The 18,969-nt window shown below is 48.6% G+C and carries 18 protein-coding genes; 5 read left to right on the forward strand and 13 right to left on the reverse strand.

The features are described 5' to 3' along the window. Entirely contained in the window at positions 1-1,848 is a 1,848-nt protein-coding gene (locus CF168_RS02250; RefSeq protein ID WP_089066818.1) for an alkaline phosphatase D family protein, read from the reverse strand. A 180-nt stretch (positions 1,849-2,028) separates the two neighbouring features. Here CF168_RS02250 and CF168_RS02255 point away from each other — a divergent pair, with 180 nt between their 5' ends. Genes CF168_RS02255 through CF168_RS02270 form a run of 4 tightly spaced genes read left to right on the forward strand, consistent with a single transcriptional unit; the run spans position 2,029 to position 5,296 of the window. Continuing rightward, positions 2,029-2,958 (forward strand): dTDP-4-dehydrorhamnose reductase family protein, encoded by a 930-nt coding sequence (locus CF168_RS02255; RefSeq protein WP_089066819.1) that lies wholly within the window; start codon positions 2,029-2,031, stop codon positions 2,956-2,958. Further along, a complete protein-coding gene (locus CF168_RS02260; RefSeq protein WP_089066820.1) occupies positions 2,951-4,240 on the forward strand; it encodes an ATP-binding protein in 1,290 nt (429 codons plus the stop codon). The genes CF168_RS02255 and CF168_RS02260 overlap by 8 nt, the downstream gene beginning before the upstream one ends. Then, complete coding sequence (locus tag CF168_RS02265; RefSeq protein WP_089066821.1) at positions 4,237-4,788, forward strand: response regulator transcription factor; 552 nt, start codon at positions 4,237-4,239, stop codon at positions 4,786-4,788. The genes CF168_RS02260 and CF168_RS02265 overlap by 4 nt, the downstream gene beginning before the upstream one ends. Before the next feature lie 31 nt (positions 4,789-4,819). Continuing rightward, entirely contained in the window at positions 4,820-5,296 is a 477-nt protein-coding gene (locus tag CF168_RS02270) for a hypothetical protein (protein WP_089066822.1), read from the forward strand. Between the two features lie 92 nt (positions 5,297-5,388). On the opposite strand, the gene CF168_RS02275 is transcribed toward CF168_RS02270, so the two are convergent. From CF168_RS02275 to CF168_RS02335, 11 genes are all read right to left on the reverse strand, one after another. After that, positions 5,389-6,099, reverse strand: a complete 711-nt coding sequence (locus CF168_RS02275; protein WP_089066823.1) for an SDR family oxidoreductase — start codon at positions 6,097-6,099, stop codon at positions 5,389-5,391. Positions 6,100-6,124: 25 nt separating this feature from the next. Further along, positions 6,125-7,669 (reverse strand): cryptochrome/photolyase family protein, encoded by a 1,545-nt coding sequence (locus CF168_RS02280; RefSeq protein ID WP_089066824.1) that lies wholly within the window; start codon positions 7,667-7,669, stop codon positions 6,125-6,127. A 520-nt stretch (positions 7,670-8,189) separates the two neighbouring features. Further along, positions 8,190-8,840 carry a hypothetical protein gene (locus tag CF168_RS02290; protein WP_089066825.1) on the reverse strand — a complete coding sequence of 217 codons (651 nt, stop codon included), beginning with the start codon at positions 8,838-8,840 and terminating at the stop codon, positions 8,190-8,192. A 485-nt stretch (positions 8,841-9,325) separates the two neighbouring features. Then, positions 9,326-9,913: a DMP19 family protein gene (locus CF168_RS02295; protein ID WP_089066826.1), complete on the reverse strand. Its 588-nt coding sequence runs from the start codon at positions 9,911-9,913 to the stop codon at positions 9,326-9,328. Positions 9,914-10,285: 372 nt separating this feature from the next. Next, entirely contained in the window at positions 10,286-10,672 is a 387-nt protein-coding gene (locus tag CF168_RS02305) for a gamma-butyrobetaine hydroxylase-like domain-containing protein (protein WP_089066827.1), read from the reverse strand. A gap of 145 nt (positions 10,673-10,817) precedes the next feature. Then, on the reverse strand, positions 10,818-12,146 hold the full coding sequence (gene hslU, locus CF168_RS02310) for an ATP-dependent protease ATPase subunit HslU (protein WP_089066828.1): 1,329 nt from the start codon (positions 12,144-12,146) through the stop codon (positions 10,818-10,820). A gap of 18 nt (positions 12,147-12,164) precedes the next feature. After that, positions 12,165-12,689, reverse strand: coding sequence for an ATP-dependent protease subunit HslV (gene hslV, locus CF168_RS02315; protein WP_011073856.1), 525 nt, complete (start codon positions 12,687-12,689; stop codon positions 12,165-12,167). Positions 12,690-12,833: 144 nt separating this feature from the next. Further along, complete coding sequence (locus tag CF168_RS02320; RefSeq protein WP_089066829.1) at positions 12,834-13,418, reverse strand: type II secretion system protein; 585 nt, start codon at positions 13,416-13,418, stop codon at positions 12,834-12,836. A 177-nt stretch (positions 13,419-13,595) separates the two neighbouring features. Further along, the gene (locus tag CF168_RS02325) at positions 13,596-14,006 is read right to left on the reverse strand and encodes a hypothetical protein (protein WP_089066830.1); all 411 of its coding nucleotides are present in this window, start codon (positions 14,004-14,006) and stop codon (positions 13,596-13,598) included. Between the two features lie 28 nt (positions 14,007-14,034). Then, positions 14,035-14,415: a hypothetical protein gene (locus tag CF168_RS02330; protein ID WP_157705916.1), complete on the reverse strand. Its 381-nt coding sequence runs from the start codon at positions 14,413-14,415 to the stop codon at positions 14,035-14,037. A 563-nt stretch (positions 14,416-14,978) separates the two neighbouring features. After that, the gene (locus CF168_RS02335; protein ID WP_011718460.1) at positions 14,979-15,584 is read right to left on the reverse strand and encodes a response regulator transcription factor; all 606 of its coding nucleotides are present in this window, start codon (positions 15,582-15,584) and stop codon (positions 14,979-14,981) included. A gap of 206 nt (positions 15,585-15,790) precedes the next feature. Here CF168_RS02335 and CF168_RS02340 point away from each other — a divergent pair, with 206 nt between their 5' ends. Further along, positions 15,791-17,596: a sensor histidine kinase gene (locus CF168_RS02340; RefSeq protein WP_089066832.1), complete on the forward strand. Its 1,806-nt coding sequence runs from the start codon at positions 15,791-15,793 to the stop codon at positions 17,594-17,596. 188 nt (positions 17,597-17,784) lie between these two features. Here the strand turns inward: CF168_RS02340 and CF168_RS02345 are convergent, their stop codons facing one another. Beyond that, entirely contained in the window at positions 17,785-18,945 is a 1,161-nt protein-coding gene (locus tag CF168_RS02345; protein ID WP_167373678.1) for a putative sulfate/molybdate transporter, read from the reverse strand. Between the last annotated feature and the right edge of the window lie 24 nt (positions 18,946-18,969).

The raw sequence follows: 18,969 nt of genomic DNA on the forward strand, positions 1-18,969 counted from the left end.
CTATTCCTGCCTCGGTGGCTCGAACCGAGTCTCGGTCATATCCCCATGTAAAACCGCAATTTTTGTCGGTTCACCATTTTCAGCTAACGCTAAAATCCCTATCCCACTGCGGTTGACTAAACGCTTGCTGCGCTCGCCATTAGGGCGCCGACCACGAAGCGACATGCGCTTACGTTTGGTGAATAGGTTTAACGGCGAGAAGTGGCCGTAAAGCCAGCCGTTGAGCTTATCGAAAAGCGGCAGTAGTTTCTCTGGGAACTGGTTTTTAATCCCGCTGCAGGTAATTTGATAAATATTCGGGCTGCTACGGCGAAAGCGAATGCTGATGTCATAGGCGAAGGAGTAGTGCACATCCCCCGAAAGGATCACAAATTGCTCTGGGGTTTTGCGGTGCATAAAGATACTCAGCAAGGTATTGGCGGCGCCCGGATGTGCCATCCAGTTTTCGGCATCGACCAGCAGCGAGGCGCCCATGAGTGTCGCCATGCGTTGCACGGCTTCAATCACCTTGACCCCAAACATGGGCGCAGGGGAGACGATAATCACCTTAGATTGGCCGAGTAGCGCTTGTTGTAAATCCATCAAGGCTTCCCAATCCATTAACCCCGAGGGTTTGGCGAGATTGGATTCACTGCGCCAGCGGCGGGTGCGGGTATCTAACACGACCAGCTTAGGCGAAGTGTCTAAGGTGTAATGCCATTGCTCGAATTTGAGTAATAGATCTATTAAGTCATCTTGAGTTTCTGGCGCTGGGCGGGTGAAAAAACCATCTAACAACGGCCGCACCTCGGTATCAAACTGGTTCGGTGCGTTACCTAAACCTTGGAATAAGGTATAAGCAATTAAAGCATTACCAATAATGCGCTTCGAAAAGGCATGGCCGTAGGCCGCCTGTTCCCACTTGGCGGTGAGGTTCCAATCGTCGGTGATGTCATGGTCATCAAACATCATATACACGGGAATATGCGCCATCAGGCGCCTAACCTGTTTAAGTCCCGCCTTAAAGGCCAATAGATTTTGCCATTCGCGCTGCCAACGTAGTTGATTCGCCGCCGAGAGTCCCTCAACCTCCTTGGGTAAGTCGATAAGCTCCCATAATTCGGGCGACCAAGTCAGCAGATACAGGGCAATCATCTCATTGAGACTGACCAAATGGTTTTCGGCAATTGATGAGGTAAAAATCGGATGATTGATATACCAGCGCCAGAGCGCGGTTTTGGCGGGATATTCGGTGCGTGGCAGCAGATTTTTATGGCGTAAATATAAATGCTTAGGCAGGTAACTTAATGCTTCGCTTCCCGCAATATTGGCGCCGTGGAAGGCTTCATGGTGCAAACCTAATTTTTCAATCACTTGACCTATGGCGCATAGCATAGGGCCCGCCACATCATCCACATAGACCTGATCGCCGCTGAGCATCAATAGCGCTGGGCGCTCATTCGCACCTTTATCGATAAGCTGGGCGAGTTTAGTATCGGCGGCGACTAAGGCATCCTCACTGTGGTGATGGGGATTGCGGCATGAGCCGTGCCATACCTGTGTCAGTGCGTGGCTAAAGTAAAGATGGGGCGAGTTAGCATCGCCATAACTCAACGCTTCGACATGATTAAATAGGTCATCAATGCCCTTGGCCGATACGCGATATTGGATAACCGTTTGAGGCGCAAGCAGTTCGGGGCGCGACAGGCGAAGTAAATACTGAAAGGCATGCTGACCGAGCGGCACGCTGTGCACTTCTTCCTCTGTTAACGGGTAACTTTGCTCCCCTAAGGTTAGCTGTAATTCGCTTAACGGCTCGCGGCTCACAAACCAGAGGGTAAAGTGTGAGGCGTCGCAGTGGCGCAGCATGGGGCCTGCAAGAATAAGGGGAAGTGCTTGAGTCAAATTCAGCCTTTTGGTCGTTAATCGGGTTAAGTGGTACAAACTCGATGAGGTTGAGCACAGGCAAATAAGAGTAAACAAGTGCGTTGAATATGAAAAGCTTTTAGAATTATGAGCCAAATGAATGGCTAAGGATCGCGGGGCAATATGGCAAACATCATGGTAACGGGCGCAACCGGATTACTCGGCAGGGCGGTCGTCAAACAGTTAACCGCCGCGGGTCATAGGGTGATTGCCACAGGTTTTAGCCGCGCGGAGGCGGGGATTCATCGACTCGATTTAACCCAAGCCACCGAGGTCGAAGCTTTTATTGCCCGTGAACAGCCCGAGGTGATAGTGCACTGCGCCGCCGAGCGTCGCCCCGATGTGTCTGAGCGCTCACCAGAACATGCCTTAGCGCTGAATTTGAGCGCCAGCCAAACCTTAGCCGAGGCCGCCAAAACCTACCACGCTTGGCTGCTGTATATTTCCACCGACTATGTGTTCGATGGCACAGCGCCGCCCTATGCCGAAAATGCCGTGCCCAATCCGGTCAACTTTTATGGCGAGTCTAAATTGCAGGGCGAAACCTGTGTGCTGAACGCCGATAGCGGTTTTGCGGTATTACGCTTACCTATACTCTACGGTGAAGTGACTCAACTGAGCGAGTCTGCGGTATTGGTGTTAATCAATCAATTGCTGGATAGCAGACCGCAGCGGGTCGACCATTGGGCCATTCGAGCACCAACATCGACGGCGGATATTGCCAATGCCATTGCTAAGCTCATCCAGCGGCAGTTACATGCTGCCGATGTGTCAGGGATTTACCATTTTAGTGCCACGCAAACCATGACTAAGTATCAAATGCTGCTCGGTTTAGGTGAACTGCTGGGGATAGATAGCGCGCATTTACTTCCTGAGCAAACCCCTATGGATAGCGCCAAAAGGCCGCAAGATTGCACCTTAAGTTGTGGGCGTTTAGCCGCCTTGGGGATCTACTCTGAGTTAGCGTTTAAGACAGGGCTAACTCAGGCACTTAGCCAATCCAGCGCCGCACTGGCGGCGGTAGGCTGTAGTTTAAGGAATCACCATGGTTAAGATTTTAGGCACAAATTTGCAAGCCGCCGACCAAGTGGCGCTGCTGCGAACCTTAGGCTTATTGCTGCAAATCGGTTTGACGTTGTTTGCCGCCGACACCTTTGGCCTGAGTTTACAGATGGAGCCGCTAGTGCATGTGTTTGTGCTGGAGGTGCTGTATTTGTCGCTCACCTTGGCATTGCGTAAGCCCTTGTTTGCGAAAGAGCGTGGCCTGTTTATTGCCCTGAGTCTCGATACCTTGTTTTGGATCTCTTGGCTGTATTTTTCGGGCGGGGCGACCAACGCGTTTATCTCCTTACTGCTATTACCCATAGCGCTCGCCGCCGTGACTCTGCCGATTTGGGCGCCTTGGAGCCTGACGGCTATCTCTACGCTTGCCTACAGCCTGATGATTTTTACCGTGCCAGAGTCGCAAATGCATCACCACGGTATGGATATGAGCTCCCACTATCTCGGCATGTGGTTTAACTTTGTGATTTCGGCGCTGGTATTGACCACCAGTGTGGCGTTAATTGCCAAGCGCATGCGCCGTCAAGATGCGCAGCTTGCCTATATGCGTGAAGGACAACTGCGACAGGAGCAATTATTGGCGCTCGGTACCGTTTCTGCGCAAATGGCCCATCAATTGGCGACGCCGCTATCGACACTGCGGTTATTGCTCGACGAATTAAGGGAAGAACAACCCGAACCTTTGATTACTGTTGTTGAAATGGAGACTGCGCTAGGTCGCTGCGAACATACCTTAACCGAGCTGCGGCTGGCGACTGAGTCGATTCGCGATCGTCGTCAGCGGCCACAAAAGATCACCGAGCTGGTGGCGGGATTAAAACAGAAAACCCAGTTATTGATGCCGCAAACTGAACTCAATTGGTTGATCACCTGCGCACCTAAGCTGTTGGAAGAACAGCAGATCTTAACCGATATGAGCTTAACCCCCGCCATTATGGCCTTGATTGAAAATGCCGCCCGCGCCAGCGCCGAAACCTTAGGTGTCGCCCAAGTGGATATCAGCCTAGATAGCGCGCCGAGCGAAGGGCAGATCTATTTGCAGATCCGTGATTATGGCGCGGGTATCGCTCCCTCATTATTGCCACAATTGGGTACCTTATTAATCGAGAGCCCCAAAGGCTTAGGCGTGGCCTTGCTGCTGAGCCATGCCAGCCTAGAACGTTTAGGGGCGGAGTTGATCCTCGCCAATCATCCTCAAGGGGGCACAGTGGCGCAAATTCGTTTTACCCTCTTGCAGCCTAATGCATCGGCCACGACTGCGGAGGCGCTATGAAACGGCTATTGATTATTGAAGACGATCAGGCTCTTGCAGGCGTGCTTGCGCGGCGGTTAACTCGCCATGGTTTCGAATGCCGCTTAAGTCACGATGCCAGTAATGCGCTGCTGGTGGCGCGGGAATTTTGCCCAAGCCATGTCCTGTTGGATATGAAACTGGCCGAGGCCAATGGCCTGAGCTTGATTGTGCCCCTGCGTAATCTGTTGCCTAAGGTGATCATGGTGCTGCTAACGGGGTACGCCAGTATTGCTACCGCAGTAGAGGCGATTCGCCTCGGCGCCGACAACTATCTTGCCAAACCCGTCGATACCCAAACCTTGTTGGCGGCCTTCGAGGTGAATAGTCAGGCGAGCGCACTGCCAGAAGATGAAATCGACGACTCGCCGCTCAGCCCTAAACGGCTGGAATGGGAGCATATTCAGCAAGTGCTCAATGCCAATCAGGGTAATGTGTCGGCTACCGCCCGTCAACTGGGGATGCACCGCCGTACCTTGCAGCGTAAGTTATTAAAGAAACCCGTGAGTGAAACTAGGCCGCTCAAGTAAACGAGAATTTGCTCAAGGAAGGAGTCGTAGTATGCGTGAGTATGATGGGATTGAGGTGCGTTATCGCAGGCCCGATGCCGATTTAGCCAACAGTTTGCAAGTAATTGAAAACCTGTTGGGCTTTGCTCCAGAACCTCTGCAGTTAGACTTTGATTTATCCTTTTGGGCAGGTGGTGCTGGGGTGCTTGATAAGCTGGCTATCTCTTGCAATGTCACGCCCGAGCAGTGGCAAAGACTCAAGCAAAAGCTGGATTTATATTCCCCCGAAGAGATGGTTGCTAGGGAAGATTGTCGCGAAGACTTTATCTGGTTAGTCGCCGATGATGAGGAATGCAGTGATATTTTGGCGGCTTCGGCGCAATTTATTAATGACAATAAGGTTGCCTTCCAAGAAACTTGCCTTGAATCCCATGCTATTTATTTCAGCTATATGAGCGATGTGAATACTTGGACGGCAGTATGGGGGCAAGGCAGCAGAATCAATTATGCCTATTTTTGTGAAGGTTAAGAGGTGCCAAGGCTAAGAGTTGTCAGGGTTAAGCACTGTCATTACTGAAAGCTGCCAAGGTTAATCCGTATCTGTGCTAAACGCTTTTATCGCTACCAAGGCAGCTCAGCACCATCGTAGGCCAAAAAGCTGCCCGTTTGTGCAGGTGTGGCATTGGCGATAATACTGACTAAACATTGGGCGACATACTCTGGTGTAAACAGCTTTTGTTTAGGCACGTTCTGCTGAAAAGGTTTGGATAATGGCGTATCCGTAGTGCCGGGATGCAGTGCTAGCACCACGCAGTGTTTCATGCTTCTTTGCCATTCAATCGATAAGGTTTTAAGGAACATATTCAACGCCGCTTTCGAGGCGCGATAGCTGTACCAACCACCTAATCTGTTATCGCTAATGCTGCCGACTTTGGCCGATACCACGGCAAACCTTGCCGACGCACTGGGTTTTAAAGTGGGTTCAAAGTGTTTTGCCAGCATCATACTCGGCAGCGTATTGAGCTGGATATTGTGCATGAAAAAATCTCCATCGAGTGCCTGCAGGCTTTTTTCTGGCCCCTTATCCTCTGTGTGCAGCATGCCAATACAGTTGATTAGCCAATCTAATTGGGGGATGTTTTGACTCAGTTGCTTAATTTCCTCCTCAAGGGTGATATCCAGTTGATGCCAAATCACGCCATCGTCTCGCCCTGTATCGGGCCTATGATGTTTATAGGTCGCATGGATAGTGGCCTCGGGATAGATTTCGCGCAGCTTACTCACCATGGCGTGACCTATGCCACCGCTACCGCCTAACACTAAAATATTCATAGCGTTTCTCCCATGCGAAGAGCCTCTATAGGCGTTCAAGTTGCGCGAGATGTTGTTCGGCAGTAGCCAGAATGGCCTGCCTTGCTGCCTCATCGGTTTTATCCCAAGTGCGGTACAGCATGGCGATGCGTGGATTGTGGGAGAGTTGTGCGCGGTGTTTATTCATAAAGCGCCAATATAGGCTGTTTAACGGGCAGGCGAGTGCGCCGCTACGTTCTTTTATCTTGTAATGACAACTGCCGCAGTAATCACTCATTTTATTGATATAACTGCCGCTCGCGGCATAGGGTTTAGTGCCAACGATGCCGCCATCGGCGAATAGCGCCATGCCGCGAGTGTTGGGCATTTCGACCCATTCAATCGCATCCACATACACGCCTAAGTACCACTTATCCACCTCATCGGGAGTGATTTCGGTCAATAGACAAAAGTTACCAATCACCATTAAGCGTTGAATATGATGGGCATAGGCATAATCGAGTGACTGAGATAAAGCATGGTGCAGGCAATTCATTCGAGTCTTACCATGCCAAAAGTAGTCGGGCAGCTTGCGCGTGGCCTCGAGGGCATTAATGTTGGCGTAGTTGGGCATATTTGCCCAATAGATACCGCGCACATACTCACGCCAGCCGAGGATTTGTCGAACAAAGCCCTCGACCTGAGCTATCTCAATAAAAGGATTGGCATGATAGTGCTCAATCACCGCATTGATTACTTCTAATGGACTGATAAGTTTAGCATTTAGGCTAAAGGACAGCCGACTATGGTACAGGCTCCACTGCGCTGGATGTTGCTGGGTCATCGCATCTTGAAACCGGCCAAAGGCGGGCAGGCAGTATTCACAAAAATACTGAAGTAATTCGAGGCTTTGCCCGCGGTTTATCGGCCAGAGTAAACGCGTATCCGCCTTGCCCATAGTATTAATCCCATGGCGTTGAAGGCGAGCGAGAATGTCTTGCACATTGTGGCTAAACATCAAGGGGGTTGGGAGCGATTTGATATCTTGGGATTTAAGTTTTTGCCTGTTGTTGGCATCAAAATTCCACTGACCGCCTACGGGCTTGCCATCCGTCATCAAAATATTGAATCTTTTGCGCATTCGCCGATAAAAATGCTCCATCAGCCTATGTTGCCCTTGGGGGAATTCCCTATCAATTTCGTTAAAGGGGAATAAAAAGTGCTCGGTATCGACGCAATTCACAACGGCATTGGCCAACTTCAACTGGCTTAATTGCGCGAGGAGTCGATATTCGTCAGGCCGTTGATATTCAAACTTAATCGCCCCCATTTCGGCGACAAAATACTCTAGTAATGCGTTGAGGTCGGCAAAGTCTTGGGTATCGTCGAGGGTGAGGTAATGCACTTGATGCCCCGCCGCGCCAAGCTCGCTGGCAAACTGCGCCATGGCACCAAAGAACGCGCAAATCTTTTGCACATGGTGCGTCACATAGGTATTTTCTTGATGCAATTCTGCAATCACATACAGAACTTGATCATCAACGCGGTTAAACCAAGAATGCTGGGTATTGAGTTGATCGCCTAAAATTAGCCTGACTGTATGGAATTGCATTGAGTGGACTCTTGGATGACTCTTGCGTTTAGCCTTATCTTTTAATCTTACGAATTGTGTTGATGTGAGGATCACTGTACTGGGGCGTTTGCCGTTATTTCGACAGAGAAAATTTATTCGTAACCTTCGTTTTAATTTCTTTCCAATATAAATCAAAGTCGTGGGGCTTCACCCCACACCCGACCAAGGAGGACTGCTCGTCCTATCCTCCTTGGATTCTCCAAGACGCCCCTAACGGAGTTGAAAGCCCCTTGGGCATTAAGCGTTCTAATGCTATCGCGTCAGACGCTCGTCCCTGATTCGACTGACGCTATCTCGGCATCCATGCCTCGTTCACGCAACGAACGCAAATGCCCTGCGGCAACTCCGAGGGGAGGTGAACTTCTGTGGTTTCCGTGTTAGCTGTAAATCCTAAAAGATATATGCCTATCCTATCTTTCATTGAAACAATAAATTTAACTATAAAGTCAATCAGTTGATTTTAATTACAACTGATTGACTAAAAGAGTTTAGTGCTTTTTTATGGGAAGTTTTTGATTAACTTATATGTAATGCTACTGTTGTCAGCTTTAATTACTTCAATCAATGCCCCTTTATATCCGATAATATTTGATGTCGACAAATCATATTCAACATCATTATTAAAAGCTGGGCGGGCAGTACTATTGCTGAACTCTCTATAGCCAATATTGATTTTATTACCAACTCGGCCGCTGTATATCAATGTTTGTTGAAAACTATTTCCTCTTTCTGAAAGCTGTTTTTTTCTTTCATATTTACCTTCATAACAAGCTTTACCACCAAAAATGGTTACAACACACAGCTCTGCGTCATCTTTTTTTTCCAAAGAAAGCGCTTGAACTGGATCGGATAATACGCCTTGAATAACCCCTATAGGAGAGTAAAAATCATTTTTTTCATCAAAGCCTATCTGTGGGTACTTATTTGCGGTGATATCGTAAGCTACGCCATCAATCGTATTGTGAACAACTAAAATATTTTCTTCTGTTATTGTTCCTTTTTGAACTAGATGATCACCTACATAAGCAGTGATGCTTTGTCCTAATTCTGGATAATTGACCTCTTGTATAAAGGTATCTGCTCCATTGTACTTGACTGTTGTACATCCAGAGATGAAAAGGATTGATAGGATAGATAGTAAAATTTTCATTCATTAGTTCCTTGAATTCGTCCATTTACGTTTCGTTTTCATATTTTTTCAAGCAGTTAGGTATGAAATACTATAAAAATAGTTTTTGTATTACAATGCTTTATAGATTTTTGGTGACAAATTTGAATTGATAAACCTAAAAGGAAGAATATAATGTGATGCTACTCACGTTCGTCGTATTGGATTTTATCGCAACATCTGTTTTTAGATTTTGAATTGTTAGTACTCTATTTTAACGCTAGTAAACAACACTGAAATCTCTGGAGTTCAGCTTCGTCTGCTAAGCAACTCACGAATACATGTAACTTCGCAAGGATCGTTTTGGCTGCGTGTGAAAACAATAAAAAGGAGGATAGGACGAGCAGTCCTCCTTGGTCGACTCTTTATTAAAAATCAGGGGTGAAACCCCACGACTTTAAACTTAAAAAGATTATTGAAACGTATTGCTTAATTACTTGCGTAACGTATTCAAAATAAACCCGCAATTATTCGATTGCGCTAACCAATCCAGTTTGTATTGCATAGCTCTCTAGCTTGATATCAAGATTATCCAAATCTTTATAAAACTCATCATCGAGTTGATTGAGTCGGGCTTCGGCGACTGGATTATCGGTTGCGGCGAGGCGTTGGCCTCTGTCAGTAGGGACAGGATGGTCACCAAATACCGCCTGTTTAGCCTGTTGTAATAGGGCTAACGAGTGCAAAGCGCCAATTTGCTCAAGGCCGCGCTCGGCAACAGCATAATGCTCGCCCGATGAGTTATCGAAGTACTGGATAAAGCCGCCGTTGTAGACTTCGCCAGAGAGACAATTGACGGCGTAATAGTGCTGCGCCGCTTCACTTTGCGTGTGAAAGCCCTGTTTATCGTCGTGCACCCGCACCACAATATCTCGCCACAGCGCTCTAAAAGGGCAGGTTTTATCTAATTCCCGCTCCTTTTGATAATAGGCTTTTGCCTGTTCGATATTTTCACGATTGCCATTTTTACAGGGCATACATAAGCCTGCGTTTCGCTCGGCGGTGCTGGACATGATTAAGGTTTGGCAAGCTGTGCAGGGGACTTTTTCCGACATTATCTTTCCTTAGATACTCAGGTCAGCAAGAGAAGTAACAGATTCACAAACTAACCATGGCATTTATCGAGGCACTCATTGTTAAATTTTACAATGTTGATGGCTATTGGTGTTAACTGCTTACGCCGAAGTTACAGAATACACATCCCCTCGGAGTTGCCGCAGGGCATTTGCGTTCGTTGCGTGAGCGAGGCATGGATGCCGAGATAGCGTCAGTCGAATCAGGGACGAGCGTCTGACGCGATAGCATTAGAACGCTTAATGCCCAAGGGGCTTTCAACTTCGTTGGGGCGTCTTGGAGCATCCAAGGAGGATAGGACGAGCAGTCCTCCTTGGTCGGGTGTGGGGTGAAGCCCCACGACTTTAATTCGATTAGTTGTACTTTATATTCATCGCGATCAGGGGGTCGCGGGAAGCCTTTTCGGCTCGTAGGCGTGCTAAGTACTTTTCCCATAATTCCACTTGGTGAGTGGCGAGATCGTAAAGTACCTGCCAGGAAAACAGCCCGGTATCGTGGCCATCGTCGAAGACAATTTTTACCGCGTAGTTACCTACGGGTTCGATGCTGGTGATATTCACATTTTTCTTGTGAGTGACCAGCTTAGGGTTACCGTGACCATGCACTTCGGCGGAGGGAGAATAGACGCGTAACATCTCACAGGTGAGTTGATACTGCTCGCCGTTATCGAAGCTGATTTCTAAAATGCGCGATTTACGCTTGAGCTTAAGATCGGTGACATTGGGTGTGCTAGTGGTCATAGGTAGTGCCAAGAAAATACGGGGAATGGACAAGCTGTAACATAACAATTTGTGGCTAAGGTTACAAAGTGTAAGCCTTAGCCACAGTCACAATTTTGCACTCAATGTTCGGAACGAACATTGCAGGCTTGGATAACAGCCCTAGTTACAGAATAAAGCGGCTTAGGTCTTCGTCTTGAACCAGATTATCTAAGTGAGCACTCACATAATCGGCGTCAATCACAAATGAGCTGCCAGACTTGTCGGAAGCATCATAGGAGATATCTTCCATCAGTTTTTCCATTACGGTATGCAGACGACGGGCACCAATGTTTTCGGTGCGCTCGTTCACTTGCCATGCCGCCTTAGCAATGCTCTCGATGCCCGACTCGGCAAACTCAATGGTCACGCCTTCGGTGGCCATCAGCGCGATATATTGCTCGGTCAGTGAGGCGTGTGGCTCAGTTAAAATACGTTTAAAATCATCGGCTGATAACGCATCTAGCTCAACGCGGATCGGTAAACGGCCCTGTAGCTCTGGGATTAAATCCGAAGGTTTTGCCATTTGGAACGCGCCCGAAGCGATAAACAGAATATGGTCGGTTTTCACCATGCCGTGTTTAGTGGTGACTGTGCAGCCTTCGACTAAAGGTAACAGGTCGCGCTGTACGCCTTCACGGGATACGTCTGGGCCTGAGGTTTCACCACGTTTACAGATTTTGTCGATTTCGTCGAGGAACACTATGCCGTGCTGCTCAACCAATTCAATGGCTTGCTCTTTTAAATCTTCTTGATTAACCAGTTTGGCCGCTTCTTCTTCGATCAACAGCTTAAAGGCTTCTTTGATCTTCATCTTGCGACGTTTGGCCGGTGCTTGGCCCATGTTTTTAAACAGGCTTTGCAGTTGGTTGGTCATTTCTTCCATGCCCGGCGGCGACATGATTTCGATACCCACCTGTGGCTGGGCCACATCGATTTCGATTTCTTTGTCGTCTAACTGGCCTTCGCGCAGCTTTTTGCGGAAGATTTGACGGGTATTGGAGCTGGTATCGCTGTCCGTGTTGTCCCACTCGTTTTTCGGCTTAGGCAGCAGGGCATCGAGAATACGCTCTTCAGCGTGTTCTTCGGCGCGTTGGCGGCATTTGCCCATTTGTTGCTCGCGGGTCAGCTTGATGGCGATATCGGTTAAATCACGGATGATTTGCTCGACTTCTTTACCCACGTAACCGACTTCGGTGAACTTAGTGGCTTCAACCTTGATGAACGGCGCGTTGGCGAGCTTTGCCAAACGGCGGGCGATTTCGGTTTTACCTACGCCGGTTGGGCCAATCATCAGAATGTTTTTTGGGGTGACTTCTTGACGGAAGTCGGCATCCAATTGCATGCGGCGCCAGCGGTTACGCAGGGCGACGGCGACAGAACGCTTGGCCTTTTTCTGGCCGATAATATGGGCATCCAGCTCGTGGACAATCTCACGGGGGGTCATTTCAGACATAATATTCCTCACGGGCTGTTAGTAGTTAAGTTCTTCAATTGTCTTGAATTGATTGGTGAATACGCAGATATCGCCTGCAATAGTCAACGACTTTTCTGCAATTTCCAGCGCCGATAATTCGGTATTTTGTAGCAGGGCTAACGCCGCCGCTTGGGCATAGTTACCGCCCGAGCCAATGGCGACTAAATCATGTTCTGGCTGCACTACGTCACCATTACCTGTGATGATCAGTGACGCTTCGGCATCGGCGACCACAAGCATGGCCTCAAGTTTGCGCAGCATGCGGTCGGTACGCCAATCTTTGGCCAGTTCAACGGCCGATCGTAATAGATGGCCTTGGTGCATCTCGAGCTTGGACTCGAAACGCTCAAATAGGGTAAAAGCGTCGGCGGTGCCGCCAGCAAAACCTGCCAACACTTTGTTGTGATATAAGCGACGCACTTTCTTGGCGTTACCTTTCATGACGGTATTGCCTAGGGAGACTTGGCCATCGCCGGCGATGACAACTTGGTTATTACGGCGTACTGATACGATAGTGGTCACTTTTGAATCCTCTTCTCTTGCCCGCAATGAAAATCCTGCGGTGGATGATGGAATAGATATGGGGATGGATGGTCAGATTTCAAGTGAAAGCGGAAAAAGCCACAGGGCGTTAGGGATTTTATGCCCTGTGGCTGATGTAGGATATTACTGCGATAAGGTAGAGCGGCCGACAACCGTACGGCCATCGAGGGGATAGTATTTTAGTTCCCAATTCTCGCTGCCAAGGCGGCGATCATCCGACACATAGTTAAAGTAACAATAAGTGTCAGGATCACTTATTGCGCCGCCAGCGTACCAATAGACTATGTCGATATCGGACGCCTGTTGATTTTCCCAATTCGTGTGTGAGGTGAGTACAAAGTCCTGATTATCGAGTAAGGATTGCCACAGTTCGCCGCAGTAAGCGCCTTGTAATTGCGTGCCTTGGTTGCTGCTTTGGGCCGTGTCTTCACCGAGTGGAAAGCCGGTAGTGGTGGAGTCGATTGTGCCGTCACCATAGCAAGCAAGATTTTGGGTGTAGCCCGAGTGTCCGCCCGTCAGCCAACAACTGTGATACAGCTTTACGCCAGAGGTAAAGGCGGCGAAGGCGGCTTTTGCCCTCGCATCGTGGGCATCTTGGCTGAGATTCATAAAACGAGGCGCAGCGACCACGGCAAGAATGCCTAAGATGATAATCACCACCACTAGTTCAATTAGGGTAAATCCTTTAGATGTGTGTAGACGGCTCATACTGCTCACCTGTTGCTAAGATGGCGATATTCTAACGTATCTTTGATAGATGATCATTAAGCTATTGATATCAAATGTTTTGATAACATTGTTATTACACTGATTGCGAGGGTGAAGACAACCGAAATACTTAGAGATAACAGCGCCCTTCGGGGTGAAATTAAGGGCGTCTTGGGTTTACTTTATGCTTTCGAGTCCCTTAGTGTTAACTCCTTTTAAGGCATTTTTCTCTAGCTGTTCTTTCTGTTTTTGATCGTTGAGTTTCTTCTGTTGATTGAGTTGTTGCTGTTCAATGCTGAGTTGAGTTTGCCTTTGTATGGCAAGCTGCTGTGACTCACATTGCTTATATGCATCGGACCAGCCTTGAGCATATTCTTTATCGGTTTCAAAACGTCTGACGTCTTTCTTGAATTGATCGAATAAGCTACCACCTGCGTTGTTACCGCTGTGACAACCATCGTCGAATCCTTCGGCATAGGCCTGTGGGTAACCTTGGCTGATCATGGTATCCCGTTGTGATACACATCCAGTCAGCAATACATGCCCTAAGGCAACAACAGACAATAAAGCGAGTGTTGATTTGTTCATAGTCGAACCTCTACCTAGTTGAGATTAATTATTGGTTGTTGCTCTGTGCTTTAGTGGCATTTTCAATGAGCAATGGCAGTAAATCTTCCCGAGCACTGTTTCCGGATAAAGGAGCTGTGCCTGAGTTAGTCACACTGAAGGAATATCTTTCTTTCCCTTCAAGGATGGCTTCTACGCTAATGTGGTCATGGTCGATGGCCCACCATACGCTGAAGATATAGCCAATACGTTTATCTGGTAGCGGTTTGAGTTGTTTATCTGGCCACTGCTGTTTGATAGAAGTGACGATAACGCTATCTGCCTGTTGAGGTGTGAGGGTGAATATGCCATTGGGCATATTTTGGGTTGAGTTAGTTGATGAGCATCCTGCTAACATGAGTCCAGTGAATAAACTGAGTAATAGTTTCACTTTGTCTGACCTCGTGGATTGAATTGACTAAAGTCTAGTCGGCGTCGAACAATACGCATGTTAGCCATTGCTGATATTGTCTGGGGTTAGATTTAGCAGGAAATAAAACCTAACTCGAGCAATTGCTCTAAATTTGGTGTGCTGTTCACAATTTGAGCTAAAAAGGTTTGGGATGGATAAAGTTGGTCAGATTTTAGCTTGTACGCGATAACGAGTTTGTTCTGGGTCTATAAATGAATTTACTTTGTTGGCGGCTGAGGGGCGAGCCTTGTGGACAAAACCGGAGTGATAAAAAAGCCCCGAGAACACTGGCCGTTCTCGGGGGAAGGTTCTAAGCAGTGGATCTTTAATGCCTACGGGACATAAAGGAGAGAACCTGAGCCGAGTGTGGCAGTTTATTGCTTAAGCGACAAAGCTAAACTGACAAACTGCGACAGCTTGTCGCAGGGTAACATTTGCTAGGGCAAGCAAGGGAAAGTGTTCAAGTCAGGATATCTGAGTAGGGTTAGCAGAGACCTTGTGGCTAAGACTATAGGGCACTAAGGCACTAAGGCACTAGGGTATTAAGGCAGTAGGGCATTGAGGTGAGCTAAATGCTGGACTAATTCGGCCATATTGCTGACCTCGAGCTTTTTCATGATCTTAGCACGATGGACTTCGATGGTTCTTAAGGATAAATACATGGCTTCGGAGATCTGTTTATTGGTCATGCCTTGAACCACATGGGCTAATACTTGTTGTTCGCGCTCGGTCAGTTGGGCAAATTTTTGCTGCAGATGCTGTTGCTCAAAACTGGCTTGGCTTTCTTTATGCGCTTTTTCAATCGCTTGAACCAAAGCTTTTCCGGATACAGGCTTTTGAAAAAAGTCACAAGCGCCCTTACGGAAGGCGCTTAATGCCATAGGTAAATCGCCGTGGCCCGTGAGAAATATCACCCCTAGCGGGCTTTGGGTTTCAAGCAATTTTTGCTGGACTTCTTGGCCGGTGATCTCCGGCATTCTGCTATCTAAAATCACGCAGCCCGCCTGCGTTAATGGGCATTGGGCTAAAAAATCCCGTCCACTGCTAAAGGTTTGTACTTGATAGCCAAATTGCCCGAGCATAAATCCCAGAGAATCGAGAATTGCCTCATCATCATCGACTAAGTACAACGGTAGCTTGGTGGACATGGTTTTCCTTGCAATGGTTTTGGTGTTATCAGCTTAAGCCTGCGGTGCAACTGGCTCAATTTTAAGCCGAGGTCTTGGGAGGTGTATCACTAAATTAGCCGAATCCTATCGGCCATGCGCCAGAGTTTGGGGCAATTCACAGCTTAATTGAAGCGGTGAAGATAAAGTGAACCGATAACAAGGGAGTAGTGGAAAAGGCGAGCGCAATGGGGTTGTGGTGTCGAGCAATACTCGTGAGTGTTATCTTGAGTCTGACAGGGCTTACCCTGTGCTATGCCGATGAAAATGTGCCCGTCAATGAATTTAAGGTGGGTGTGCTGGCCAATCATGGTGTGTTGCAGGCGAAACAACGCTGGCAGCCAATGATGGATTACCTGAGCGAAAAAGTCCCCAATAGCCGTTTTGAAGTGGTGCCCGTGGATTTTAATGGCATGCGTAGCCAGTTACTTAGCCACGACTTGCAATTTATTGTGACCAACCCCGGCCAGTATCTGCACTTGAGTAATAACTTCCCGCTCTCGTGGCTGGCGACCATGAAGAGCCGTAAACATCAGGGCAGCACTTTTACCATAGGCGCGACCATTATTGTGCGTGCCGATAGTCCAATCCGCAGTTTGCAGGATTTACGGGGCAAGAATGTGGTCGCCAGCGATCCGCAGGCGCTCGGTGGCTATCAAGCGGCGATGGGACTGCTGCATAAAATGGGCTATTTGCCGGAGCAGTTTTTCGGTGATGTGCGATTCTTAGGCTTTCCCCTCGAGCCGCTAATCTATCAAGTGCGTGATGGTAATGCCGATGCCGCGATTGCGCCTTTTTGCACCTTAGAGGAAATGATTGAAACCGGACTTATCAATCAGGCCGATTATCGGGTTATTCATCCAACCAATCCCCCCGGTTATGACTGCGAGGTGAGCACCCAGCTTTATCCTAATTGGTCGTTTGCGGCCGCGGATACAGTATCGCCGCGTATTATCATGCAAATTACTCGCGCCCTGTTTGACTTGCCCGCCGACCATGTGGCGGCGATTACCGCCGATACCTTAGGTTGGACAGCGCCGGTGAGTCAGCTCAAGGTGATTGAATTATTTAAAGAATTACAGCTGCAAGGCGCAGCGCCGCCCCTGTATCAAACCGTCTATAAATGGATGGAGAAAAATAAAGAATGGGGCGGGGTATTGCTGCTGATCTTTATCGTATCGACCATTTATCACCTGTGGCTTGAGTATAAGTTTCGCCAAAAGAGTGAGTTTTTGGTCAGCACCGAGCGGCAGTTAAAGGATAAAGCCTTGCAGCTAGAGCGGTTGCAGAGTGCGGCGATTCTCGGGGAGATTGGCGCGGGGCTTGCCCATGAATTAAATCAACCCATAGCCGCCATAACCCAATACAGTGAAGGCGCCATGCTACAGCTAGAAAGGCTGGGGCAGGATAATCCTGAACTCTATGATATTTTAGGGAAAATCAACGCGCAATCGATACGGGCCGGGGCGGTTGTGCACCGTATTCGCGGTTTACTCAAACGTCGCCAGTCTAAGGCCGAACCGCTCAATGTGACCCTAGTCGTCAAAGAAGCCTTGGCCTTGCTGCGGCGCGAGTTAGACCGCGCAGGTGTGCAAGTCATAGTGCTGGTTGAAGGTCATCCCTTTGAAGTCTTGGGGGATAGCGTGGGCCTCAGTCAAATGTGGGTCAACCTAGTCAAAAATAGTTTAGATGCGCTAGAAGCCTGTGAAGATCACCGAACGCGCCAGTTAAAGATTGAGATCCACTATCAACCCACTGAAATTAAAGTATTAGTGATTGATAACGGTGAGGGATTGCAACGCCAAGCCAGTGAGCTAATGGCCTCATTTGCCTCCACCAAGGATGCGGGACTCGGTTTAGGTTTAGCCATTTGTAAGGATGTCGTCAGCCGCCACCATGGCAGTATTGAGATTGAAAACTGCAAGCAATCGGCACATGTCCAATTACCCTGGCAGCAAGGCTGTGTGGTAACCGTGGTATTGCCTAAAGGATAGGCTTAGCCCAAATACGCCATGACAGGATTTTCTGTTAATTTGGTTATCGTTTTGTGTGGTATTAGGCATAAGCGAAATGGGCGCTGGCACAAAAGGATACGCCCACCAATCCTGCAAGAACATTTTAAGAGATAAAAACACAGCACAGGGAGGTGCTGTGTTTTTTACTTTCTTGGAGATATTGGTGCTTAACGCATGGCGAGCATGACCCAAGTGCGGCGCCCTTGCTCGAGAAGAATACCAACAGCCAGCCCAGCGGCGGCGTTGACAGCCAAGCAAGTGACTGCGGTTGCGAGGATCACAAAGATACAGAAGGGCTTACCATCGATAAGGCGCTTTGACCACGCCAGTTGCAAACCGCCGATGGACAGCAAACTGCCGAGAATCGCCACAGGGATAAGCCCGAGCAACCACGCAATTTGCCCATCCCAGAATAGAGCGATAACCACACAAGTACCGCCGAAGATTAATGGCGCGAGGTGAGTGCGTGCGCCAAAGTGGTATTGCACCGCAAGGCCTCCTGCACCATGGCACATGGCTGCCGCACCAAAAGGCGCGAGTAACAAATTGGCAAGCCCAGAGCTAATGGCCAAATTTTTGGGTGTGAGTTTGGCGGCATCTTCGGGGAATTTTTCCTGCGCCATGGCTGAAGTTGCAATGACCGCATTGGTTAAGGTGAGGGCGAGCTGTGGCAGCACCAGTAAAATCGCTGCTGAACTCCACTCGTTAAGGCTAGGCCAAGCTAAGTGTAAGGATGTACTCAAGGCGGGAATATTCAGGCTGGTAGCGATGTCGGTTTGACTATTGGCTTGCCATAACATGCCAGCAGCGATAACGAGTGGCATGGCAAGGTAGCGTAAGGGTAAGAATTTACTCACAAATAGTAAGGCAAACGCGCCGAGTCCGAGCAGCCAAAAGTCGCTCATCATCTTAGTGCCCATCCACATCAACTGCAGGCCAATCGCTAGTTGGATGCCGACACTCACGGCTTGGGATAATTGTTTGGCAAGCCAAGTAATGGCGCCGCTAAAGGCCAAGATTAACAATATGATACCCATCAGCATGGCACTGGCTTGGAGCATCCCTGGCGTTAAGCCTTGGGCGATTACGAGGGCGGCGATGACCTTCATGGGTTGGACGGGAATAGGGCGGCGATAAAATAAGGCGCTTAAGATTGCGAATAGGCCAAAGCCTAAAAATATCCCTTGGGGCGAAAATTGGTTTAGGGCGATTAAGCCCAAGACTAAGGGTAAAAAAGTGCCTAGGTCGGCGAAGGCACCGCTGGTTTCACCGAGTAAACGGTTAAGCGGTTGAGTCGAATGCTGTGTTGGGGTTTTGCCCGCGGTCATAGAGGTTGCCACAATTGAACATTG

The organism is Shewanella bicestrii, assembly GCF_002216875.1.
Taxonomy (GTDB): domain Bacteria; phylum Pseudomonadota; class Gammaproteobacteria; order Enterobacterales; family Shewanellaceae; genus Shewanella; species Shewanella seohaensis.

Excerpts from the sequence above, each read along its gene's own strand:
- CF168_RS02265 (WP_089066821.1), top strand. The coding sequence starts at position 4,237 with ATGAAACGGCTATTGATTATTGAAGACGATCAGGCTCTTGCAGGCGTG.
- CF168_RS02250 (WP_089066818.1), bottom strand. The coding sequence starts at position 1,848 with ATGCTGCGCCACTGCGACGCCTCACACTTTACCCTCTGGTTTGTGAGC.
- CF168_RS02335 (WP_011718460.1), bottom strand. The coding sequence starts at position 15,584 with ATGTCCACCAAGCTACCGTTGTACTTAGTCGATGATGATGAGGCAATT.
- CF168_RS02325 (WP_089066830.1), bottom strand. The coding sequence starts at position 14,006 with ATGAACAAATCAACACTCGCTTTATTGTCTGTTGTTGCCTTAGGGCAT.
- CF168_RS02260 (WP_089066820.1), top strand. The coding sequence starts at position 2,951 with ATGGTTAAGATTTTAGGCACAAATTTGCAAGCCGCCGACCAAGTGGCG.
- CF168_RS02275 (WP_089066823.1), bottom strand. The coding sequence starts at position 6,099 with ATGAATATTTTAGTGTTAGGCGGTAGCGGTGGCATAGGTCACGCCATG.
- hslU (WP_089066828.1), bottom strand. The coding sequence starts at position 12,146 with ATGTCTGAAATGACCCCCCGTGAGATTGTCCACGAGCTGGATGCCCAT.
- CF168_RS02295 (WP_089066826.1), bottom strand. The coding sequence starts at position 9,913 with ATGTCGGAAAAAGTCCCCTGCACAGCTTGCCAAACCTTAATCATGTCC.
- CF168_RS02280 (WP_089066824.1), bottom strand. The coding sequence starts at position 7,669 with ATGCAATTCCATACAGTCAGGCTAATTTTAGGCGATCAACTCAATACC.
- CF168_RS02345 (WP_167373678.1), bottom strand. The coding sequence starts at position 18,945 with ATGACCGCGGGCAAAACCCCAACACAGCATTCGACTCAACCGCTTAAC.
- CF168_RS02320 (WP_089066829.1), bottom strand. The coding sequence starts at position 13,418 with ATGAGCCGTCTACACACATCTAAAGGATTTACCCTAATTGAACTAGTG.
- CF168_RS02305 (WP_089066827.1), bottom strand. The coding sequence starts at position 10,672 with ATGACCACTAGCACACCCAATGTCACCGATCTTAAGCTCAAGCGTAAA.
- CF168_RS02290 (WP_089066825.1), bottom strand. The coding sequence starts at position 8,840 with ATGAAAATTTTACTATCTATCCTATCAATCCTTTTCATCTCTGGATGT.
- CF168_RS02340 (WP_089066832.1), top strand. The coding sequence starts at position 15,791 with ATGGGGTTGTGGTGTCGAGCAATACTCGTGAGTGTTATCTTGAGTCTG.
- CF168_RS02255 (WP_089066819.1), top strand. The coding sequence starts at position 2,029 with ATGGCAAACATCATGGTAACGGGCGCAACCGGATTACTCGGCAGGGCG.
- CF168_RS02270 (WP_089066822.1), top strand. The coding sequence starts at position 4,820 with ATGCGTGAGTATGATGGGATTGAGGTGCGTTATCGCAGGCCCGATGCC.